Origin of the sequence: Mariniflexile sp. AS56 (assembly GCF_030552475.1) — a bacterium.
GTDB lineage: Bacteria > Bacteroidota > Bacteroidia > Flavobacteriales > Flavobacteriaceae > Mariniflexile.
The window spans coordinates 1-18,791 of record NZ_JAUPED010000021.1; the positions used below are offsets into that span (position 1 = coordinate 1).

An 18,791-nucleotide genomic window follows, 5' to 3' on the forward strand; every position below is an offset into this window, starting at 1 on the left:
GTTTAACAGCCAAACAAATGGCCCTAAACTTTCTATGGAATTTTTAAATGGAGGTAATTACGACTTTGTCCCTTTTGTGCTTAAAAACCGTCGATTAACAAATCATAGTCTATCTTGGCTTATATCTGACCACTACCCTTTATGGGCTGAATTTAAGATTTAATTGAAGACCGTTAATCCCTTTTCAAAATACTAACAACCGACAATTCAGTCAAGTTTTAATAATTAGAAATTAAAAAACAAATATTGTTTACCATAAAAAAAGCCCATGTAAACGTATTTACATGGGCTTTTTAATAAAAACAAATTGATCTAACTAACTCTTTGTTTTTCTTTCATTTTCTCTAGAAGTATTAATTCACGATGAATTTCTTCTTTTCGTGCATTGAATCTTCTAACTCTTTCGTTAATAACTTCTTGTTTTCTTAGGCGTTCTTGAAGTCTTAATTCTTCTTTTTCTATATCGCTTTTCCTATTTTTCAGTCCTTTAATTTTTTCTACAACAACTGAAAAATAAGCATATCCATACATACTTAAAAATAATAAGGCAATAATTCCTAGTATTACGTAACCGTTTTGCATAATAAGTGCTATTAATTTATTAATTATTCATTACATATTAAGCCTTTAAAAACTTAACATATATAAATATAAAAAAAAGAACTCTACCCAAAAAATAAAAAAGCTAAAGTGCTCAAAAATAAGGTGAAAGGAAAATCATACACGAAAAAACGACGTTTGGACACCAAAAAATTCCTCTATTTTAAGCTTTATTTAAAATCCACAATATCGCCTTCCCAGTCCAAAATACCACCCTCAAGGTTGTAAGCATTTTCAAACCCTAACTCACCCATAATTCCACAGGCTTGACCGCTTCTTTTTCCTGAACGGCAATACACGTAATAGTTTTTATTTTTATCTAAAGCTTCAACTTCATCTATAAAATCTTGCCCCTTATATATGTCTATATGAATTGCATTTGGTATAACCCCTTCTGCTACTTCTCCATCGGTTCTAACATCTAATATTACTGCGTTGGCATCTGCCGCTAATTGAGATGTCCATTCTTCTTGTGATAAATCTTCCATTTTTATAATTATTTGAATCCTACAAATTTAATCATCTAAAATTTATAGACGAAAAAAAATCTAAAGTATTATACTTTAGATTTTTTTAAAACATTCATTAAACTATGAATTACACTTTAATTCCGCAACCAATAGCTTTTGTTTCAGTTTGCTCAACTTCTTGACCTTGTAACAAGGCGTCTACTGCTTTTTCAACGTATTTTGTACTCACAGATGCCGCATCCTTATAATTATCGTCAATAGCACCTATGTATTTAACAACATGGCCTTTCTTTGTTTTTTGTAGTACAAACATGTGCGGCGTTTTAGTAGCTCCAAACTTTGGAAATACGTTTTGTTCTTTATCAATTAAATAAGGAAATGTAAAGCCTTTTTCGTTGGCGCGTTGCTTCATGGCATCTAAATTGTCATCTGGTTTAACCGATACATTATTTGGCATAATTGCGATTACAGGATAGCCTTTAGAAGCATACTTTTTATCTAAAGCAATAATTCTGTCTTCATAAGCCACAGCAAACGGACAGGTGTTGCAAGTAAATGTTATTATAAATCCTTTTGCATTTTTGTAATCGGCCAGAGAGACCATTTTCCCATCAATATTTTTAAGGGAGAAATCTTCGGCAACATCCCCAATTTTATAGCCCTCACTCAACGTGGTTTTAGCTACTGTAAATGCGCTAATACATAACACCACGACAGCTGCAGAAATTAATTTAATCATCTTATTCATAGTATTCTATTTTAAAAATTGTTTTACTTCCGTTTCTAATTCTTCAAATGTAAATGATTGTTCAAAAAATTTGCGTTCATCATTTTTATATATAATGGTTGCAGGTATTGAGCCCGACCATGATGCATCTATTTTGGGTATCCACGTATTCATATCCACATCATCTAAAGCAATCACTTTCGATTTTAGTTTTTTATCCTTTATGAAAGGTTTTAACTTAGACTCATATAAATGCGGAAAGTCTAAGCTCACCAACAATACCTCTACATTTTTATTCGCATATTCGGCATTCAACTTTTCAAAATGTGGCAATTCTTTTATACAAGGTGCACACCATGTTGCCCAAAAATTAATAACATATATCTTATCGTCTTTTTTATGAAGAAACTTCTTAAAACCAGCAAAATCATACACTTCTAAATCAATAGAATTTGAACTAATTTTGGTTTCAACTGCCTGTTCTTTATGACTTACAACTTCTGTTTTTTTTGAATTATTACAGCCTACTAATACAAGTGCAAAAATAAATAGTACTTTAAATTTCATTATATTTTTTGATATTTAACAAACTCACCTTGAAAAAAATTCAATAGAAGTATAAAAATAATTAATAGTTAATACTTATAGTATAGTTTAACATACATTTATATAAAAAACGCCCTAAAGTATTGTGTAATTATATTTTCATTTCTATATTTGAACTCGTTAAAACAAACAAATGAAATCAATTTTAAATAATACTTGGTGGTGGAGCTTTCTAAACTTACGTTTCGTGAAGTAAAACCCTAGTATATTTAAAAATTAAAATATCCAAAAGGCTTGTCATTCACGACAAGCCTTTTTTTAATACATAAACACTGAACCAAATTCAGCATAAATGAACAAATTCAACTTATACACCCACTACAAAAAAATTCTAGCAGATACCATTACACCCGTTAGTATTTACCTAAAAATAAGAGATAAATACCCAAACAGTATTTTGTTAGAAAGTAGTGATTATCATGCAAACGATAATAGTTTTTCATACATCTGTTTTAACCCTATTGCAACTATTAAGGTTGAAAACGAAACTATTTCACAAACGTTTCCAGATGGTAGCGAAACAAGCACTGTAATAGATAACACCACCAGTGTTACCGAAGAAATTCACCAATTCACCAAACGTTTTCAGGTAAATTCTGAAGAAGAATTCAAGTTTATAAACAACGGAATTTTTGGTTACATTGCTTATGATGCGGTTCGTTATTTTGAAGATATAAACATTTCAAAGAAAGACAACTCCATTACCATTCCTGATATTTATTATGCGGTTTATAAAAATATCATCGCTATCAATCATCAAAAAAATGAAGCCTATATTTTCGCGCATTGCTTTGATTCAGAACCGAATATCGATGAAATAGATCACCTCATTAAGGTTAAAAACTTTGCATCGTACAATTTTAGTTCAAGCGGAGAGATGACTTCAAACTTAACGGATAATGAGTATAAAAAACATGTCGAGTTAGCCAAGAAACATTGTGGTCGTGGCGATGTTTTTCAACTGGTACTTTCAAAAAGTTTTACACAAGAATTTAAAGGCGATGAATTTAATGTATACCGTGCTTTACGAAGCATCAACCCATCACCTTACTTGTTTTATTTTGATTATGGGGATTTCAAAATTTTTGGTAGTTCGCCCGAAGCCCAACTTATTGTTAGCGACGGAAAAGCCGAAATTCACCCTATAGCAGGAACTTTTAAACGTACTGGAAACGACATTCAAGATGCCGAATTAGCACAAGAACTAAAGGTAGACGATAAAGAAAACGCCGAACACGTGATGCTTGTAGACCTAGCCAGAAACGATTTAAGTAGACATGGTAGCAACGTGACTGTAGATACCTATCGTGAAGTGCAGTTTTTCTCGCACGTTATTCACCTAGTTAGTAAAGTTACAGGACAAAAACACGAAGAAACCACCACCATGCAAGTGGTTGCAGATACCTTTCCTGCGGGTACATTAAGTGGCGCACCCAAACACCGCGCCATGCAACTTATTGAGCAGTACGAAAAAACCAGTCGTTCCTTTTACGGTGGCGCCATTGGTTTTATGGATTTTAATGGTAATTTTAATCACGCCATCATGATTCGTACTTTTTTGAGTAAAAACCACGAATTGCATTGGCGAGCGGGCGCAGGTATTGTATCAAAATCAATCCCCGAAAACGAATTGCAAGAAGTATATAACAAATTAGGCGCACTAACAAAAGCTATTGAATTAGCCGAAGACATATAATTAGGGCGTTACCACAAGGGTCGGGCTTTTCGCTATATCTTTTTTGCTTTTAATGGCAAAAAAGGATGCCGCTACAATCCCTAACGCAAATAAGACCTCACAGGTTTTTAAAATATTTGAGGTTTCAAAAACAAAAACAACAAAATGACAAAAGTATTAGTTATAGATAATTACGACAGTTTCACATACAATTTGGTGCATTATTTAGAAGATCTAAACTGCGATGTTACCGTTGTTAGAAACGACAAATTAACTTTAGATGATGTGGAACCTTTTGATAAAATAGTATTATCGCCCGGTCCTGGGGTTCCAGACGAAGCTGGTTTACTAAAACCCATTATAGAACGCTATGCTTCAACAAAAAGCATTTTAGGTGTCTGCTTAGGGCAACAAGCCATTGGTGAAGTTTTTGGTGGCTCGCTGGTTAATTTAGACGATGTCTACCACGGAGTCGCTACTAAAGTTAATATCACTGTCGACGATGAACCGTTGTTTACCGGCATGGGTAAAGAAATTGAAGTGGGCCGTTACCACTCGTGGGTTGTAAATGCCAACCTTCCAGAGTGTCTAGAAGCTACTTCTATAGATGCTAACGGACAAATCATGTCCTTACGCCACAAAGTGTATGATGTAAAAGGGGTGCAATACCATCCAGAATCGGTTTTAACACCTAACGGAAAACAAATTTTAAAGAACTGGTTGCAAAGTTAGAAATCTACACTGCAGGCAAATCAATAAAAAAAATAGAAACCATTAAAAACAGTTATGTATTTGTGGTTAAAAAACATCTTTTAAAAATGAAGAATTTATTAAACAGACTTATAAACCACGAAAGCATTTCTAGCGAAGAAGCGAAACAGGTTTTGGTGAACATCTCTAAAGGTGATTATAACCAAAGTCAAATTGCTGCTTTTTTAACCGTTTACATGATGCGAAGCATTACACTTAACGAGTTACAAGGGTTTCGTGATGCTCTTTTAGAGTTATGTATTCCTATAAATTTAAAAGAGTTTAACACAATCGATTTATGCGGAACTGGTGGCGATGGCAAAGACACTTTTAATATTTCAACCTTAGCATCATTCGTAACGGCGGGTGCAGGTGTTCATGTTGCAAAACATGGTAATTATGGAGTATCCTCTGCCTGTGGTTCTTCAAACGTTATGGAATATTTGGGTATTAAATTTTCAAGCGATGAAGGTTTCTTAAAAAACAGCATTGAAAAAGCAGGTATTTGTGTGTTGCACGCACCACTTTTCCACCCTGCCATGAAAAATGTGGCACCTATTCGTCGTGAATTGGGTGTAAAAACCTTTTTCAATATGTTGGGACCTATGGTAAACCCGGCATTTCCAAAAAACCAGATGGTAGGTGTTTTCAATTTAGAACTTCTTCGCTTGTACGGCTATCTTTATCAAAATACTGATAAAAATTATTCCATTGTACACGCGTTAGATGGTTACGATGAAATATCTTTGACCGGAAAAGCAAAAGTGATTTCAAACCATACCGAAACTATGTTTTCACCAGAAGATTTAGGACTTTCAGAAATTACCCAAAAATCTATTTTTGGCGGTAATACGGTAGAATCATCTGCTAAAATATTTATCGATGTCATTCAAGGAAAAGGCACCGAACAACAAAATAACGTGGTATGCGCCAATGCTGGTTTAGCTATAGCAACCACCAATAAAATAAGTCATAAAGAAGGGTTTGAATTAGCTAAAGAATCGCTATTAAGCGGAAAAGCCAAGGCGAGTTTGAACACCTTAATCGAATTAAGTAAATAACGTCATTACGAGGAGGAAACGACGAAGTAATCTCATCAATAGGGACAGATTGCTTCGACTTAAAAAAAGTCTCGCAATGACGAATCAGAATAAAAATGAACATACTAGATAAAATTGTAGCCGATAAGCGCGTTGAAGTCGATTTAAGAAAATCGTTAATTCCTGTGAATCAATTGGAACAATCGGTTTTATTTGAAAGACAAACCATTTCATTAGCAACCCAACTACGCAATAGCCAAACAGGTATTATTGCGGAACATAAACGTAGATCGCCTTCAAAATCGGTTATCAATCAAAGCTTAAATGTATTTGATGTTGCCAAAGGATATGAAGATGCAGGCGTTTGTGGCATGTCCGTTTTAACCGATGGTAAATACTTTGGTGGCTCGTTAGACGATTTATTAACCGCGAGAGCCAGTTGTAACCTACCGCTTTTACGCAAGGAATTTATTATAGACGAATACCAATTACTAGAAGCCAAAGCATATGGAGCAGACGTTATTCTATTAATTGCGGCTATTTTAACTAGAGATGAGATTAAGCAATTTTCAGAATTTGCAAAAAGTTTAAGTCTGGATGTGCTATTGGAAGTGCATAACGAAGAAGAGTTACATAAATCCATCATGCCAAGTTTAGACATGTTGGGTGTAAACAACCGAAATTTAAAAACCTTCGATGTAAGTTTAGAAACTAGTAAAAGTCTAAGTACACTTATACCTAACGATTTTGTAAAAGTATCTGAAAGCGGTATTAGTAACATAGAAGCCATTAAAGAATTACAATCTTACGGCTACCAAGGTTTTTTAATTGGTGAAAATTTTATGAAAACCGATAATGCTAGCGAAAGTGCTAAACAATTTATTAAAGAATTAAGTAAATAACGTGATTACGAGGAAGAAACAAATATAGCTTCGACTTAAAATATCTCGCAATAACGGTAAATAAAAGACCATGAAACTAAAAGTCTGCGGAATGAAATATCAAGACAACATAGAACAAGTTGCAGCTTTGCAACCAGACTATCTTGGCTTTATATTTTACGACAAATCTGCAAGAAGTTTTGATTCTAAAAACATGCCCGATTTACCAAAATCAATAAAAAAAACAGGCGTTTTTGTTAATGAAGATTTGGATACTGTTATTGAAAAAATAAATACCCACCAACTCCAAGCTGTACAACTTCATGGCGAAGAATCTCCTGAATATTGTTTAGAATTGAAACGTCATTACCAGGAGAAAAACAACAAAGTAATTGCTTCAAAAAAAACAGATGGTTTTGAGTTAGAAATCATCAAAGTGTTTTCCATTAAAAACGAATTCAACTTTAATGTTTTAAAACCCTATGAAGCGGTCTGTGATTATTTCCTATTCGATACCAAAGGGCAGTTACCTGGCGGCAACGGTTTCACCTTCAATTGGGATGTATTAAGCCATTACCCTTCAACCAAACCCTTCTTTTTAAGCGGTGGCATTGGTGTTGATGAAATAGAAAATTTAAAACAATTTCAACAAAGTAAAGCTTCAAAATATTGTTATGCTATTGATGTTAATAGCAAATTTGAAATAGAAGCTGGATTAAAGAATATAGATTTATTAAGAAATTTTAAAGACACCGTCATTACGAAAGAGGAACAACTAAAGTAATCTTCTTTATAACAAACAAATTGCTTCACCCCGTTCGCAATGACGCTAATAGAAATACTATGAATTACAACGTAAACGAAAAAGGCTACTATGGAGAATTTGGAGGTGCCTTTATACCAGAAATGCTGTATCCAAATGTAGAAGAGTTGCGCCAAAACTATTTAAAAGTCATGGCAGAACCTGAGTTTCAAAAAGAGTTCAACCAACTATTAAAAGATTATGTAGGGCGCCCTTCCCCTCTTTATTTAGCAAAACGTCTTTCAGAAAAATACAATACCAAAATTTATTTAAAGCGTGAAGATTTAAACCACACAGGGGCACACAAAATAAATAATACTGTTGGGCAAATACTCATGGCAAAACGTTTGGGTAAAACCCGTATTATTGCCGAAACTGGCGCAGGTCAACATGGTGTGGCTACTGCCACCGTTTGTGCTTTAATGGGCTTAGAATGCATTGTTTATATGGGCGAAATTGATATTGCACGACAAGCACCAAATGTGGCTCGAATGAAAATGTTGGGTGCGACCGTTGTTCCTGCATTATCGGGAAGTCGCACCTTAAAAGATGCTACCAACGAGGCGATTCGTGATTGGATTAACAACCCCGTAAATACACATTATATAATTGGTTCGGCTATTGGCCCACACCCCTATCCAGATATGGTAACCCGTTTTCAAGCCATCATTTCAGAAGAAATAAAATGGCAATTAAAAGAACACGAAGGGCGTGAAAACCCAGATTACGTTGTTGCCTGTATTGGTGGCGGTAGTAATGCTGCAGGTACTTATTATCACTATTTACATGAACCAGACGTAAACATTATAGCGGTTGAAGCTGCTGGTTTGGGTGTCGATTCTGGTGAAAGTGCAGCTACTTCCGTATTAGGGAAAGAGGGTGTTATACATGGTTGTAAAACCCTTTTAATGCAAACTCCAGATGGTCAAATTACAGAGCCTTATTCTATTTCAGCAGGTTTAGACTACCCTGGTGTTGGCCCTATGCACGCGCATTTAGCGAAAACAGGTCGTGCTGAATTCATGTCTATTACAGACGATCAAGCTATGAAAGCAGGTTTGGAATTATGCAAGTTAGAAGGCATCATTCCTGCGATAGAAAGTTCGCATGCTCTGGCCATTTTTGAACAAAAAACATTTAAACCAAACGATGTGGTGGTAGTAAGTTTATCTGGTCGTGGTGATAAAGATTTACAAAATTATATCGAATATTTTAAAATATAAATTTTGGGCGTTACCACAAGGGTCGGGCTTTCGCAAGTCGCTCTCAAAAAGAGGAGCTCCAACAATTGCTCAATCCCTAACGCACATTCAGATTCTAAGAAAATTATTCGTGAATTAGTGGCAATAAATATTACAAAATGAACAGAATAAATAAAAAACTACAAGAAGACAAAAAGTTATTATCTATATACTTTACCGCAGGGTACCCTACTTTAAATGATACTGTTTCCGTTATTCAAAACCTTGAAAAGAGCGGTGTAGATATGATTGAAATTGGATTGCCTTTTAGCGACCCATTAGCCGACGGACCAACCATTCAAGCCAGTTCAACACAAGCTTTAAAGAATGGTATGACTACTGAAGTGCTTTTCAATCAATTAAAAGATATCAGACAATCTGTTTCTATTCCATTAATCATCATGGGTTACTTCAACCCAATGCTTCAATATGGTGTTGAAGCTTTCTGTAAAAAATGTCAAGAAATAGGTGTCGATGGTTTAATTATCCCCGATTTACCCGTGGATGTTTACAATGAAGAATACAAAGCGACCTTTGAAAAATACGGACTTATAAACGTCTTTTTAATTACCCCACAAACATCTGTAGAACGCATCAACTTTATAGACTCTATTTCAAACGGGTTTATTTATATGGTTAGTAGTGCCAGCGTTACGGGATCGCAATCTGGTTTTGGAGACGAACAAACCAAGTACTTTAAACGAATTGCAGACATGAATTTAAAAAACCCACAAGTCATTGGGTTTGGTATTTCAGACAACACCACTTTTACACAAGCAACACAATACGCTAAAGGCGCCATAATTGGTAGTGCCTTTATCAAACATTTATCAACTAAACCAGTCCATTCTATAAACGACTTTGTAAACTTTATAGTAAAATAAAAACACCATGGCTAACGTACAAAAAATAGTAATTGTAGGCGCAGGATTTGCCGGATTACAACTAGCTCAAGAGTTAATTAACCACCCTAATTATGAAATTTATTTAATAGATAAACATAATTTTCATCAATTTCAGCCACTAATGTATCAGGTGGCAACTGCACGACTAGAACCTGCAAGTATTTCTTTTCCTTTGCGAAAAGTGTTTCAAAAAGCGAAAAATGTACGTATTAGAATTGCGAAAGTGCGCGAAATAGATCACGAAGGCAAATCAGTCAGAACCTCTATTGGCAATTTTGAATATGACCATTTGGTACTTGCTATTGGCTGTACAACCAATTATTTTGGGAACGCAAACCTAAAGGATTATGCCTACCCAATGAAAACCATTCCAGAGGCGATTCAGCTTAGAAACCGTATTTTACAAACTTTTGAAGATGCTCTAAATACAACAGACCCAAATAAACTTCAGGCATTATTAAATTTTGTAATTGTTGGTGGTGGCCCTACTGGCGTAGAATTATCTGGCGCTTTAGCCGAAATGAAACGTAACATTCTCCCAAAAGATTATCCTGATAAAGATTTCTCTAAACTTACTATTTATTTGTTAGAAGGTACGCCACATACCTTGAGCCCTATGAGTGAAGGGTCTCAAAAAATGTCGCAAAAGTATTTAGAAGAATTAGGCGTTGTTGTTAAAACAAGTACCATTGTTAACGATTACGATGGGCTTACTGTAACATTAAACAACGGTGAAAAAATAGAATCTAAAAACGTTATTTGGGCAGCCGGTGTTACTGGAAATATAATTAAAGGACTTCCTAGTGAGTGCTCTACTAGAGGTAACAGGCTTGTAGTAAATCGTTTTAACGAGGTTAAAAATTTAGACAATGTCTATGCCCTAGGTGATATTGCTTTTATGGAAACACCTAACAACCCACACGGTCATGCACAGGTAGCGAGTGTAGCACAACAGCAGGCTGCGCTATTAGCTAAAAACTTTAAAAACGTGAGTGCTAACAAACCTAAAAAAGAGTTTGAATATGCCGATAAAGGCTCTATGGCAACCATTGGAAAACGTAAAGCAGTAGTCGATTTACCAAAATTTAGCTTTCAAGGGCGTTTGGCTTGGTTCACTTGGATGTTTATACACTTAATGCTTATTTTAAGTGTTAAAAACAAACTACTCATTTTCATGAACTGGTTTATTAGTTATTTTAATAACGATAGTACCTTGCGAATTATAATGAAACCAGCAGCTGTAAAAGTAAAAACAAAGAAGGATTATACTAATTAGTATAATCCTTCAAAAAAATTAATTAAAACTATAGGGTTATTTTACCACGGAGATGCTAAGTATGGAAATGAGCTTAAAAAAGCCTTATCATTTGCGTCTACATGATCATCAGAAAATTGTGGAAACTCGGGGTTAGATAATCCTTCTTCACCTCCAAAAATCAAAATAAGTTCTACCGTAATAACATCATCGGCCAGGGCTCTTCCTGTTAGCACATTGGTGCCATCAAAAAAGGTAGTCGGTTTAATCATAGATACGGTTAAGACATCTGTAGCTAAGGCTGTTGTAAAGTCTTTAGCTGTAAAACCCAATGCATTCTTATCTGTATCCAATTTAAAAGCAGGACTTAAACCCATTAAGTTGTTTTGAAACATAGGTTGAAATAAGGCACCTTGTTCTGACGGGATGGTCACATTAAAAGCATCTTTACTTCCTTTAGAAACGAAAACCGTATTAATGGCAGGTCTGCCCATTTGGTCTTCTTGCATCCATGTGGCATCTAAAAACGGATTTTCTTTATCCTTTGTTTTTTTTGAAAAGGACTCTTGATTTAGCGCTAATAAATCCGCAGTATCTTCTGTATAATTTTCTTTTTCACAACTTAGAAATGCTATAGCTACTACAACAATTCCTAACATATATTTTATTGTTTTCATGATTATTCTTTTTAGTAAATTATTGTTTTCTTTTAGTTTCTACCCATGCATTTATAGAATCTGAATTCCCTAATAATGCTTTAGGCACTTCTACAACAACAGATAGTACATTGGTTCCAGCAAACGTATCTACACCTGTTTCAAGAAAACCATTCGCTTTACCATCAAGAATTGCCGAATATTGAGCAAAATCAAAAAAGAAAGGATCGTCTCTTGGGCCCGCAAAATATGTAATTCCGTTTGCAGAAGTTTCTACTTGAGGGTTTTGATTGTAATTGGTAATTTTTACCGAATTCACTTCTGTACTAGAATTGGAGTTAGGTTTGCTTATCAATCCTGTTTGACTAGGCACAATAGGTCCTAAAAAGTACATGCGCTTGTTTTTGGGCGCTGCCTGAATAACTAAATCTTCAACACCATCACCATTTGTATCGATGTTAAATTCGATCATAATGTTCTCATTAAATTGGGCTTTTTTAGTAGCTGAGGGGCTTAATAAACCTTGAACATTCGCAACAAACACCAGGTTATCTGTGTTTTCACCTTGAAAGGCATAGAAGTCTGTGATGTCACTTTCACCTCCTGCCACGGCTGGAGCATCAATGTGATCTGCGGCAATAATAAAAAGACCTGCAAACACAACTGCACCAATTGTTACATACTTTTTTAAATTTTTCATTGGATTAATTTTTAATTATTAAGTAATATTACTTAATAACGCTTACGTAAAAATTAAGATTCCGGTTTTACATATTTGAATATATTTTATTTTTTATGTTAAAACATTGTGTTTTTATCAGAAAAACCTACTTTAATTGAATGAATTTACAATTAAATTCAATTAAGAATAGAAATAAAAGCCAACCTGTAGTTTTAACGTCAATAACTTAAACATGGCATTTTTATTGATACTACACTTGAAAGGAACCGGATTTTAGAAAATCGATTGGGTTGTTTGCTTAAGAACATCCTTCCTATTCGTTATTTTATAAGTTTTTTAATTATATCCGTTAAATTTTCAGTTTAGAACTATTAACAAGAACAATTCAAATACTATTTTTAAAACCATTATAACATGAAAAAAAATTTAAATGCCATTGTGTTTGCGATCGCCATTATTGGGGCTTCCATTATTTTAGGGAATGCTGTTATTAACAGAAACAAACAAGTAGGCACTATTTCTGTAACAGGTTTAGGGCAAACCAACTTTACGTCAGATTTAATAGTTTGGGAAGCCAAATTTTCACAAGTGAATAGTGATTTAAAACAAGCCTATTCCGACCTTAAAAAGGATAAAGAAACCATCACGCTGTATTTAAAATCTAAAGGCTTAAGTGATGATGTTATTGTTTATAAAGCCGTTGAAACTAATAAGGAATTTAAGCAAAACTACACAAAAGATGGTAATTATATAGGACAAGAGTTTATTGGATATACCTTAAGTCAAACCGTTCAAATAAATTCTAAGGAGGTTGAAAAGGTCGAAAAAATTTCACGAGAAGTGACGGAATTATTAAATAAAGGAATCCAATTATATTCTATCGCCCCGAGATACTACTACACAAAACTGGAAGACTTAAAAATTGAAATGGTGGCACAGGCTACCGATAATGCGCATGTAAGAGCTGAAAGTATTGCAGAAAATTCAGGAACCAAACTGGGTGAACTATCACTTGCCCAAATGGGAATTTTTCAAATAACGGGCCAAAATTCAAACGAAGATTACTCTTGGGGTGGAGCCTATAACACTTCATCCAAAGAAAAAACGGCGTCTATTACCATGAAACTTACGTACCGAGTAAAATAGGAGAATACAATCTATTTACATTAAATAAGCTCAAGATTAAAATAAATTAATAAATCCCTTTTTTTAGTATATTTAGTAAACCAAACTGGCTTACTAAATATACTACTAATGAAACACATACGTATTTTTTCATATATCCTGTTTTTACTAACACAACACGCGACTGCTCAAGTTATTCTAAACGCAGATGGTATCGGGAACACCTACGAATTAATAAACTCCGTTTTAGCGCCAGGAAATAATGTTATAGAAGCACCAGATTGCAGTCATACTCCTTTTGGAAGACACATTGATGAAATTTTTGACGCTGAATTGAACACCAATGTATTTCGTTTTCACATCCATGCGACAGAAGATGACGACCGCTGCATTAATACGGATAGACAACGTAATGAAATAAAAGTTTACGATAAATCTCCAGATAACCTGAAGGCTATTGAAAGCGAAACAGTTATATATAAATGGAAGTTTAAAATAGATGCAGGCTTTCAATCAACACCCAATTTTACACATATACACCAATTAAAATCGGTTGGTGGGCTTTATGAAGCGACCCCTATGTATACCTTAACAACCCGTAAAGGAACACCTGATAAACTAGAACTACGTTACGCCGAAACCTCTTCGCAAGTAACCTTAAAACAAACCGATTTAACAGTCTTTAAAGGGATATGGGTGGATGTTACCGAAACTATAAAATACGGCGTATCTGGCACTTATTCCTTAGAAATGAATAAAGTAAGTGACGGAACCTCCTTGTTTAGTTACGCTAATAATGCCATAGTTAATTGGCAAACTGGTGCCGATTTTGTAAGACCCAAATGGGGTATTTATAGAAGTTTAATTAGCGTATCAGATTTAAGAGATGAAACCATGTTGTTTAACAACTTTAGTATCGAAGAGGTTGCGCCGCTTTCCATAGACCACATACATGCGGATGAAGCCCGTATTAAAATTTCACCCAACCCGGTAAATGGGACTTATATTTCAATACACGCTTTACCATATAGTTATAATGCTATTCGTATTTACGATCATTTGGGAAAACTTATGAATCACATACACACAACTTCAAACACATTAGACGTTTCAAGCTTAAAATCAGGCACTTATTTTATGATTTTAAAAAAGGATAAGAATACAGTGTCTAGCAAAAAACTAATCATCAAATAAAACACCCCCTTGACAGAAATTACACTTAATCGATGAAATAATCACTTTCAACCAAAAACCTATAACAACCTAATAGACAGACCGTAACATTTACATAAAAAAAAGTTGTGTAATTTTAAAAAAGATTTATATTTGGAAAACCAATCTGGTAAACCAATTTAAATTATTCACTAAATGCTACAAAAATGACATTAAAAACTACACTAAATCATTGGGCTTTATTAAATCGCCTTTTCTTCAACACTTGCATTTTTACATTCATTATTTTATGTAATTATAATGGGTTTTCTCAAACCACTTATAATATTACAAGCCCTAGTCAACTTACTGCGGCTTTTTCACTAACACTTGCTCCAGGAGACACGGTTATTTTTGCAGATGGAACTTATACTGCAAGTGCAACCATGAGATTTAATGGTGTAGGTACAGCAGCCAATCCTATTACATTGAAGGCGGCTACTCCTGGTGGCGTTAAATTTACCAACGGCCAAACATTGAAAATTGGTGGAGAGTATTGTATTATTGATGGTTTTCACTGGAAAGGTGGTAATGGCGCTAGTAATTTTATTGAATTTAGAGACAGCTCTAATTACGCTAACAATAGCATCCTTCAAAATTGTGTAGTTGATGGTTTACTCGGCACTAGCACTTCAACAGCGAGTATAAAACATAATTGGGTGGTGCTATACGGAACTTATAATACTGTAATTAACTGTTCATTTTTGAATAAAATGACCTCAGGAAATATGATTCTAGCTGAATATCAATTCAATGCATCTCCTGATGGCACGGGTACTCCAAATACACGTTGCGATGTAGTTGGCCATACCATTAGTAATAATTACTTCTATAACTATTCAAAAATTGACTCTAACTTAACTAATTCTGGTGATAGTGAAACTATACGTATAGGTACAAGTGAATATCAAAACGTAAATAGTAACGCCATGGTTAGCAACAATTATTTTGTTCAAGCTGATGGTGAAAATGAAATTATCACAAATAAAAGTAAAGGTAACAGCTATATTAATAACACCTTTAGACGATGTAGAGGTTCTTTAGTGCTTCGTCATGGTTCACACACCACGGTTGATGGCAATTACTTTTTAGGTGAAGACGTTGATGGTACAGGAGGTATTAGAATTGTGGATAGCTACCAAACCGTTACTAATAATTATATTCAAGATTGTATCACTGTTGGCGATAATGCTATATGGAATAACGGTATTACTTTTTTAGGAGGAAACGATAGCAGTGCGGTAGTTTGTACTTCGACAAGCATGTCTAATGGCTATCAAAAAGTGACAGACCTCAACCTATCTAATAATACAATTGTAAATACCAATGCCCCTTTATTCTTTAATATTAATACAGGTACAACCAAACCTCTTGGAACCGTTTCTAACAACCTAATTTATTTTGTTGATAGCGATCCAAATACAACTGCCGTTATTACAGGTAATACAACCTCTCCTATACCAATGGGTACAGCATTAACCTATGCTGCTAATATTTACAAAGGAACCACTTTAGGTGAAACAACTTACCCTGGGTTCTCTTTAGAAGCAGGTATTACCGCAACACAATCTGGTGAAATTTATACCCTCACAGGTACATCAGGTAAAGGTGCTAATATGAATAGTTACACACCAACAACAGATGCTATGGTTGGTCACGCAATTGGTGCTTGTTTTGTAGATAATTTAGGTGCTAACATTACTAATGGAGATTGTACTATTGTAATACCTGAAACTTTAGTTGTTGGTACTGTACCAGACTTTACAAACCTTGCTGGTAGCCAAAATGCTTCAGTGACTGCTAATGTAAGTTGGACTGCGCTATCAAACGATTCTTGGATCACTATTACCCCTACTTCAGGAACTGGTGATGCCACGGTTTCAGTAACAGTTACTGAGAATACAGGAACAGAAAGTAGAACGGGTACGGTTACTTTTTCACAAAACCCAGGAGGTGATAATATTGTTAGAACTTTAAATATATCACAAGATGCACCAGCACCACCAGATCCAAGAGATGGTTTAAACCTAATAAACAAGACTGCTGCAGATGCTGCTGTAAGTTATGTTTCTAATGAAGAGGTAAATAGTACTAAGTTTAATTATGCCGTAAATAGCTTAGATAAAGATTTTAACACTCAATGGGCTGGAAATGGCGCATTAGATCCTGGAGGAAGCAACAATGCTATCATAATTTATGATTTAAAAGGCGCTTTTGATTTAGAATTGGTTGATATCGCTACCACCAGCGGAAAAACTTATAATTTACAAATTTGGGTATCTTCAACTGGTACTGCTGATACTGATTTTTCAAATCCATTTCCTGCTGGAGACCTTGCAAGTAACTCAGATGCATCATTCAAATCTTTTGTGCTTCCTTCTGCAGCAATCGGAACAAAATATGTTAAAATTATTGGTAATGGGCAAGTTGGAAGTACCAGTAGATTTACAACCTTACATGAAGTAGAATTTTATAGCACATCAAACAGCCTTTCAATAGACGATAAAGGTTTAGCGAATCAAATAATCATGTTTCCAAACCCTGCTAAAGATTTTATAACACTTAAAAACATAAGAAATAATGTGAGTTTAATTCAAGTTTTCAGTCTTGATGGCCGAAAAGTGTTGGAGAAAGCTGTGAAATCTTCCGAATCTGAAATTAAATTAGATGTGTCATCTATTTCAAATGGTGCGTATCTTTTGAACACTTCAAATGCGGGTGTAACTAAACAATCTAAAATGATTATTGTTTCACATTAATCATCAAAATTAAGTTTTAAAAGTTTCATTTTATTTAAATATGATATCTTCGTATTAAATAAAATGAAACTTTTTTTATGCCCTTAAATATCGTACTTATAGAGCCCGAAATACCAAATAACACAGGTAACATTGGCCGTTTGGCTTTAGCTTCTGGTTCTACGCTGCACTTAGTTAAACCCTTTGGATTTAAAATAGATGACACCCGTTTAAAACGTGCTGGTTTGGATTATTGGAAACATGTCGATATTATTTATTACGAAAATATGGATGCGTTTTTCACTAAAAACAAGGGGCAAAATATGGCGTTTCTTTCCAGTCATGGTAGCAAAAACCACTGGGATATTCCTTTTGAAGATAATTTGTTTTTAATATTCGGTAAAGAATCGGTTGGCTTGCCTAAATCCATTATTGAAACACAGTCAAATCACTTATATAAAATACCCATTTATAGTGACCAAGTTCGAAGTTTGAATTTGGCAAATGCCGTTGCCATAGTTGTTTATGAAGGTTTAAAACATTTATAACAAAAAAAATAACGGCCATTAAACCTTTTTTAAATTTAATAGTCCAAGTGCTAATTAACAGTTTAATAATTTAAAAAAATGAAAACAACAATCTTAAAATTCGGTGTATTAACACTAGCCTTATTCGCTTTTTCTCAAGTAAACGCTCAAGACAAAAAGCAACCAGATCCTGAAAAAATGTTTGCTTCTTATGATGCTAATGAAGATAAGGTGATTTCTTTAGATGAATTTAAATCTAAAAAAAGAAAAAATGAAATGAAGCCTGAAGCTCTTGAAAAAAGATACGCAGCTATGGATGCAAATTCTGATGGTTCTGTAACTTTTGAAGAGTTTAAAACGTCTATGGCCAAAGGCAGAGGCGGAAAAGAAGGCGGAAAGAAAAAACAAGGATAGTTAGTTGTTTATCACATATAGAAAAAGGTTCAAGTTAATTACTTGAACCTTTTTTATTATCATTCTTTTTAAGCATGTTTAGATACATGGTTTCCACTTTCGTTCTTGCCCAGGGCGTACGCCTTAAAAACTTCAAACTCGATTTTACCGTTGGGTTATCATTAAAACAATTAATTTTAATGGTATAGCCCATATATTCCCAACCATAATGTGCCACCAAATCATTAATAATTTGTTCTAGCTTTATGCCATGAAGGGGGTTATTGGGTTGTGATTCCATTTACTAAATCTCTTATTTTTACAGCCTTTTCAAAATGGTCTAACTTATGGTCTTTAATCCACCACGTGGCGGCTTCCATTAACAAGTCTGGATTGTTATTTTTATTCTCAAAAAACGCATAAAAAGACACACCAACTAGCGTGCCTTTTTTGGCTATTTTTTCATTACAAATTTTAATAATTTTAGCTTTTAAAGGAGCTGTCAT

General features: G+C 34.4%; 21 protein-coding genes. 13 read left to right on the forward strand and 8 right to left on the reverse strand.

Annotation, left to right across the window (positions count from 1 at the left end; translation table 11 throughout):
• Positions 1–312 precede the first annotated feature (312 nt).
• The 4 genes from Q5N74_RS17075 to Q5N74_RS17090 form a co-directional block, all read right to left on the reverse strand.
• Positions 313–582: a hypothetical protein gene (locus Q5N74_RS17075; protein ID WP_304390211.1), complete on the reverse strand. Its 270-nt coding sequence runs from the start codon at positions 580–582 to the stop codon at positions 313–315.
• Positions 583–770: 188 nt separating this feature from the next.
• Complete coding sequence (locus tag Q5N74_RS17080) at positions 771–1,088, reverse strand: rhodanese-like domain-containing protein (protein ID WP_304390212.1); 318 nt, start codon at positions 1,086–1,088, stop codon at positions 771–773.
• A 109-nt stretch (positions 1,089–1,197) separates the two neighbouring features.
• On the reverse strand, positions 1,198–1,818 hold the full coding sequence (locus Q5N74_RS17085) for a thioredoxin family protein (protein WP_304390213.1): 621 nt from the start codon (positions 1,816–1,818) through the stop codon (positions 1,198–1,200).
• Positions 1,819–1,824: 6 nt separating this feature from the next.
• Positions 1,825–2,364 carry a TlpA disulfide reductase family protein gene (locus tag Q5N74_RS17090; protein WP_304390214.1) on the reverse strand — a complete coding sequence of 180 codons (540 nt, stop codon included), beginning with the start codon at positions 2,362–2,364 and terminating at the stop codon, positions 1,825–1,827.
• Between the two features lie 331 nt (positions 2,365–2,695).
• Here Q5N74_RS17090 and Q5N74_RS17095 point away from each other — a divergent pair, with 331 nt between their 5' ends.
• The 8 genes from Q5N74_RS17095 to Q5N74_RS17130 all read left to right on the forward strand — a co-directional run bounded on the left by Q5N74_RS17095 (position 2,696) and on the right by Q5N74_RS17130 (position 10,973).
• Entirely contained in the window at positions 2,696–4,099 is a 1,404-nt protein-coding gene (locus Q5N74_RS17095; RefSeq protein WP_304390215.1) for an anthranilate synthase component I family protein, read from the forward strand.
• 144 nt (positions 4,100–4,243) lie between these two features.
• Positions 4,244–4,810, forward strand: a complete 567-nt coding sequence (locus Q5N74_RS17100; protein ID WP_304390216.1) for an aminodeoxychorismate/anthranilate synthase component II — start codon at positions 4,244–4,246, stop codon at positions 4,808–4,810.
• Between the two features lie 86 nt (positions 4,811–4,896).
• Positions 4,897–5,889, forward strand: a complete 993-nt coding sequence (gene trpD / locus Q5N74_RS17105; RefSeq protein WP_304390217.1) for an anthranilate phosphoribosyltransferase — start codon at positions 4,897–4,899, stop codon at positions 5,887–5,889.
• A gap of 95 nt (positions 5,890–5,984) precedes the next feature.
• A complete protein-coding gene (gene trpC, locus Q5N74_RS17110; RefSeq protein ID WP_304390218.1) occupies positions 5,985–6,770 on the forward strand; it encodes an indole-3-glycerol phosphate synthase TrpC in 786 nt (261 codons plus the stop codon).
• Positions 6,771–6,840: 70 nt separating this feature from the next.
• Positions 6,841–7,533: a phosphoribosylanthranilate isomerase gene (locus tag Q5N74_RS17115; RefSeq protein ID WP_304390219.1), complete on the forward strand. Its 693-nt coding sequence runs from the start codon at positions 6,841–6,843 to the stop codon at positions 7,531–7,533.
• 59 nt (positions 7,534–7,592) lie between these two features.
• A complete protein-coding gene (gene trpB, locus Q5N74_RS17120; RefSeq protein WP_304390220.1) occupies positions 7,593–8,774 on the forward strand; it encodes a tryptophan synthase subunit beta in 1,182 nt (393 codons plus the stop codon).
• 137 nt (positions 8,775–8,911) lie between these two features.
• A complete protein-coding gene (gene trpA, locus Q5N74_RS17125; protein WP_304390221.1) occupies positions 8,912–9,676 on the forward strand; it encodes a tryptophan synthase subunit alpha in 765 nt (254 codons plus the stop codon).
• Positions 9,677–9,683: 7 nt separating this feature from the next.
• On the forward strand, positions 9,684–10,973 hold the full coding sequence (locus Q5N74_RS17130) for an NAD(P)/FAD-dependent oxidoreductase (RefSeq protein WP_304390222.1): 1,290 nt from the start codon (positions 9,684–9,686) through the stop codon (positions 10,971–10,973).
• Positions 10,974–11,014: 41 nt separating this feature from the next.
• On the opposite strand, the gene Q5N74_RS17135 is transcribed toward Q5N74_RS17130, so the two are convergent.
• Complete coding sequence (locus Q5N74_RS17135) at positions 11,015–11,629, reverse strand: DUF4331 family protein (RefSeq protein WP_304390223.1); 615 nt, start codon at positions 11,627–11,629, stop codon at positions 11,015–11,017.
• Between the two features lie 19 nt (positions 11,630–11,648).
• Positions 11,649–12,308: a DUF4331 family protein gene (locus Q5N74_RS17140; protein WP_304390224.1), complete on the reverse strand. Its 660-nt coding sequence runs from the start codon at positions 12,306–12,308 to the stop codon at positions 11,649–11,651.
• Positions 12,309–12,704: 396 nt separating this feature from the next.
• Between Q5N74_RS17140 and Q5N74_RS17145 the strand changes: the two genes are divergently transcribed.
• The 5 genes from Q5N74_RS17145 to Q5N74_RS17165 all read left to right on the forward strand — a co-directional run bounded on the left by Q5N74_RS17145 (position 12,705) and on the right by Q5N74_RS17165 (position 18,306).
• Positions 12,705–13,436, forward strand: coding sequence for an SIMPL domain-containing protein (locus Q5N74_RS17145; RefSeq protein ID WP_304390225.1), 732 nt, complete (start codon positions 12,705–12,707; stop codon positions 13,434–13,436).
• Between the two features lie 108 nt (positions 13,437–13,544).
• The gene (locus tag Q5N74_RS17150) at positions 13,545–14,609 is read left to right on the forward strand and encodes a T9SS type A sorting domain-containing protein (RefSeq protein ID WP_304390226.1); all 1,065 of its coding nucleotides are present in this window, start codon (positions 13,545–13,547) and stop codon (positions 14,607–14,609) included.
• Positions 14,610–14,794: 185 nt separating this feature from the next.
• Complete coding sequence (locus tag Q5N74_RS17155; RefSeq protein WP_304390227.1) at positions 14,795–17,386, forward strand: chondroitinase-B domain-containing protein; 2,592 nt, start codon at positions 14,795–14,797, stop codon at positions 17,384–17,386.
• 77 nt (positions 17,387–17,463) lie between these two features.
• Positions 17,464–17,913, forward strand: a complete 450-nt coding sequence (locus tag Q5N74_RS17160) for a tRNA (cytidine(34)-2'-O)-methyltransferase (protein ID WP_304390228.1) — start codon at positions 17,464–17,466, stop codon at positions 17,911–17,913.
• A gap of 78 nt (positions 17,914–17,991) precedes the next feature.
• Positions 17,992–18,306, forward strand: coding sequence for an EF-hand domain-containing protein (locus Q5N74_RS17165; protein ID WP_304390229.1), 315 nt, complete (start codon positions 17,992–17,994; stop codon positions 18,304–18,306).
• A gap of 34 nt (positions 18,307–18,340) precedes the next feature.
• On the opposite strand, the gene Q5N74_RS17170 is transcribed toward Q5N74_RS17165, so the two are convergent.
• Together Q5N74_RS17170 and Q5N74_RS17175 are read right to left on the reverse strand one after the other, a co-directional pair.
• Positions 18,341–18,586: a VF530 family protein gene (locus Q5N74_RS17170; protein WP_304390230.1), complete on the reverse strand. Its 246-nt coding sequence runs from the start codon at positions 18,584–18,586 to the stop codon at positions 18,341–18,343.
• Positions 18,567–18,791, reverse strand: a complete 225-nt coding sequence (locus Q5N74_RS17175) for a DUF6500 family protein (protein WP_304390231.1) — start codon at positions 18,789–18,791, stop codon at positions 18,567–18,569. The genes Q5N74_RS17170 and Q5N74_RS17175 overlap by 20 nt, the downstream gene beginning before the upstream one ends.

Excerpts from the sequence above, each read along its gene's own strand:
- Q5N74_RS17075 (WP_304390211.1), bottom strand. The coding sequence starts at position 582 with ATGCAAAACGGTTACGTAATACTAGGAATTATTGCCTTATTATTTTTA.
- Q5N74_RS17080 (WP_304390212.1), bottom strand. The coding sequence starts at position 1,088 with ATGGAAGATTTATCACAAGAAGAATGGACATCTCAATTAGCGGCAGAT.
- Q5N74_RS17085 (WP_304390213.1), bottom strand. The coding sequence starts at position 1,818 with ATGAATAAGATGATTAAATTAATTTCTGCAGCTGTCGTGGTGTTATGT.
- Q5N74_RS17090 (WP_304390214.1), bottom strand. The coding sequence starts at position 2,364 with ATGAAATTTAAAGTACTATTTATTTTTGCACTTGTATTAGTAGGCTGT.
- Q5N74_RS17095 (WP_304390215.1), top strand. The coding sequence starts at position 2,696 with ATGAACAAATTCAACTTATACACCCACTACAAAAAAATTCTAGCAGAT.
- Q5N74_RS17100 (WP_304390216.1), top strand. The coding sequence starts at position 4,244 with ATGACAAAAGTATTAGTTATAGATAATTACGACAGTTTCACATACAAT.
- trpD (WP_304390217.1), top strand. The coding sequence starts at position 4,897 with ATGAAGAATTTATTAAACAGACTTATAAACCACGAAAGCATTTCTAGC.
- trpC (WP_304390218.1), top strand. The coding sequence starts at position 5,985 with ATGAACATACTAGATAAAATTGTAGCCGATAAGCGCGTTGAAGTCGAT.
- Q5N74_RS17115 (WP_304390219.1), top strand. The coding sequence starts at position 6,841 with ATGAAACTAAAAGTCTGCGGAATGAAATATCAAGACAACATAGAACAA.
- trpB (WP_304390220.1), top strand. The coding sequence starts at position 7,593 with ATGAATTACAACGTAAACGAAAAAGGCTACTATGGAGAATTTGGAGGT.
- trpA (WP_304390221.1), top strand. The coding sequence starts at position 8,912 with ATGAACAGAATAAATAAAAAACTACAAGAAGACAAAAAGTTATTATCT.
- Q5N74_RS17130 (WP_304390222.1), top strand. The coding sequence starts at position 9,684 with ATGGCTAACGTACAAAAAATAGTAATTGTAGGCGCAGGATTTGCCGGA.
- Q5N74_RS17135 (WP_304390223.1), bottom strand. The coding sequence starts at position 11,629 with ATGAAAACAATAAAATATATGTTAGGAATTGTTGTAGTAGCTATAGCA.
- Q5N74_RS17140 (WP_304390224.1), bottom strand. The coding sequence starts at position 12,308 with ATGAAAAATTTAAAAAAGTATGTAACAATTGGTGCAGTTGTGTTTGCA.
- Q5N74_RS17145 (WP_304390225.1), top strand. The coding sequence starts at position 12,705 with ATGAAAAAAAATTTAAATGCCATTGTGTTTGCGATCGCCATTATTGGG.
- Q5N74_RS17150 (WP_304390226.1), top strand. The coding sequence starts at position 13,545 with ATGAAACACATACGTATTTTTTCATATATCCTGTTTTTACTAACACAA.
- Q5N74_RS17155 (WP_304390227.1), top strand. The coding sequence starts at position 14,795 with ATGACATTAAAAACTACACTAAATCATTGGGCTTTATTAAATCGCCTT.
- Q5N74_RS17160 (WP_304390228.1), top strand. The coding sequence starts at position 17,464 with ATGCCCTTAAATATCGTACTTATAGAGCCCGAAATACCAAATAACACA.
- Q5N74_RS17165 (WP_304390229.1), top strand. The coding sequence starts at position 17,992 with ATGAAAACAACAATCTTAAAATTCGGTGTATTAACACTAGCCTTATTC.
- Q5N74_RS17170 (WP_304390230.1), bottom strand. The coding sequence starts at position 18,586 with ATGGAATCACAACCCAATAACCCCCTTCATGGCATAAAGCTAGAACAA.
- Q5N74_RS17175 (WP_304390231.1), bottom strand. The coding sequence starts at position 18,791 with ATGACAGCTCCTTTAAAAGCTAAAATTATTAAAATTTGTAATGAAAAA.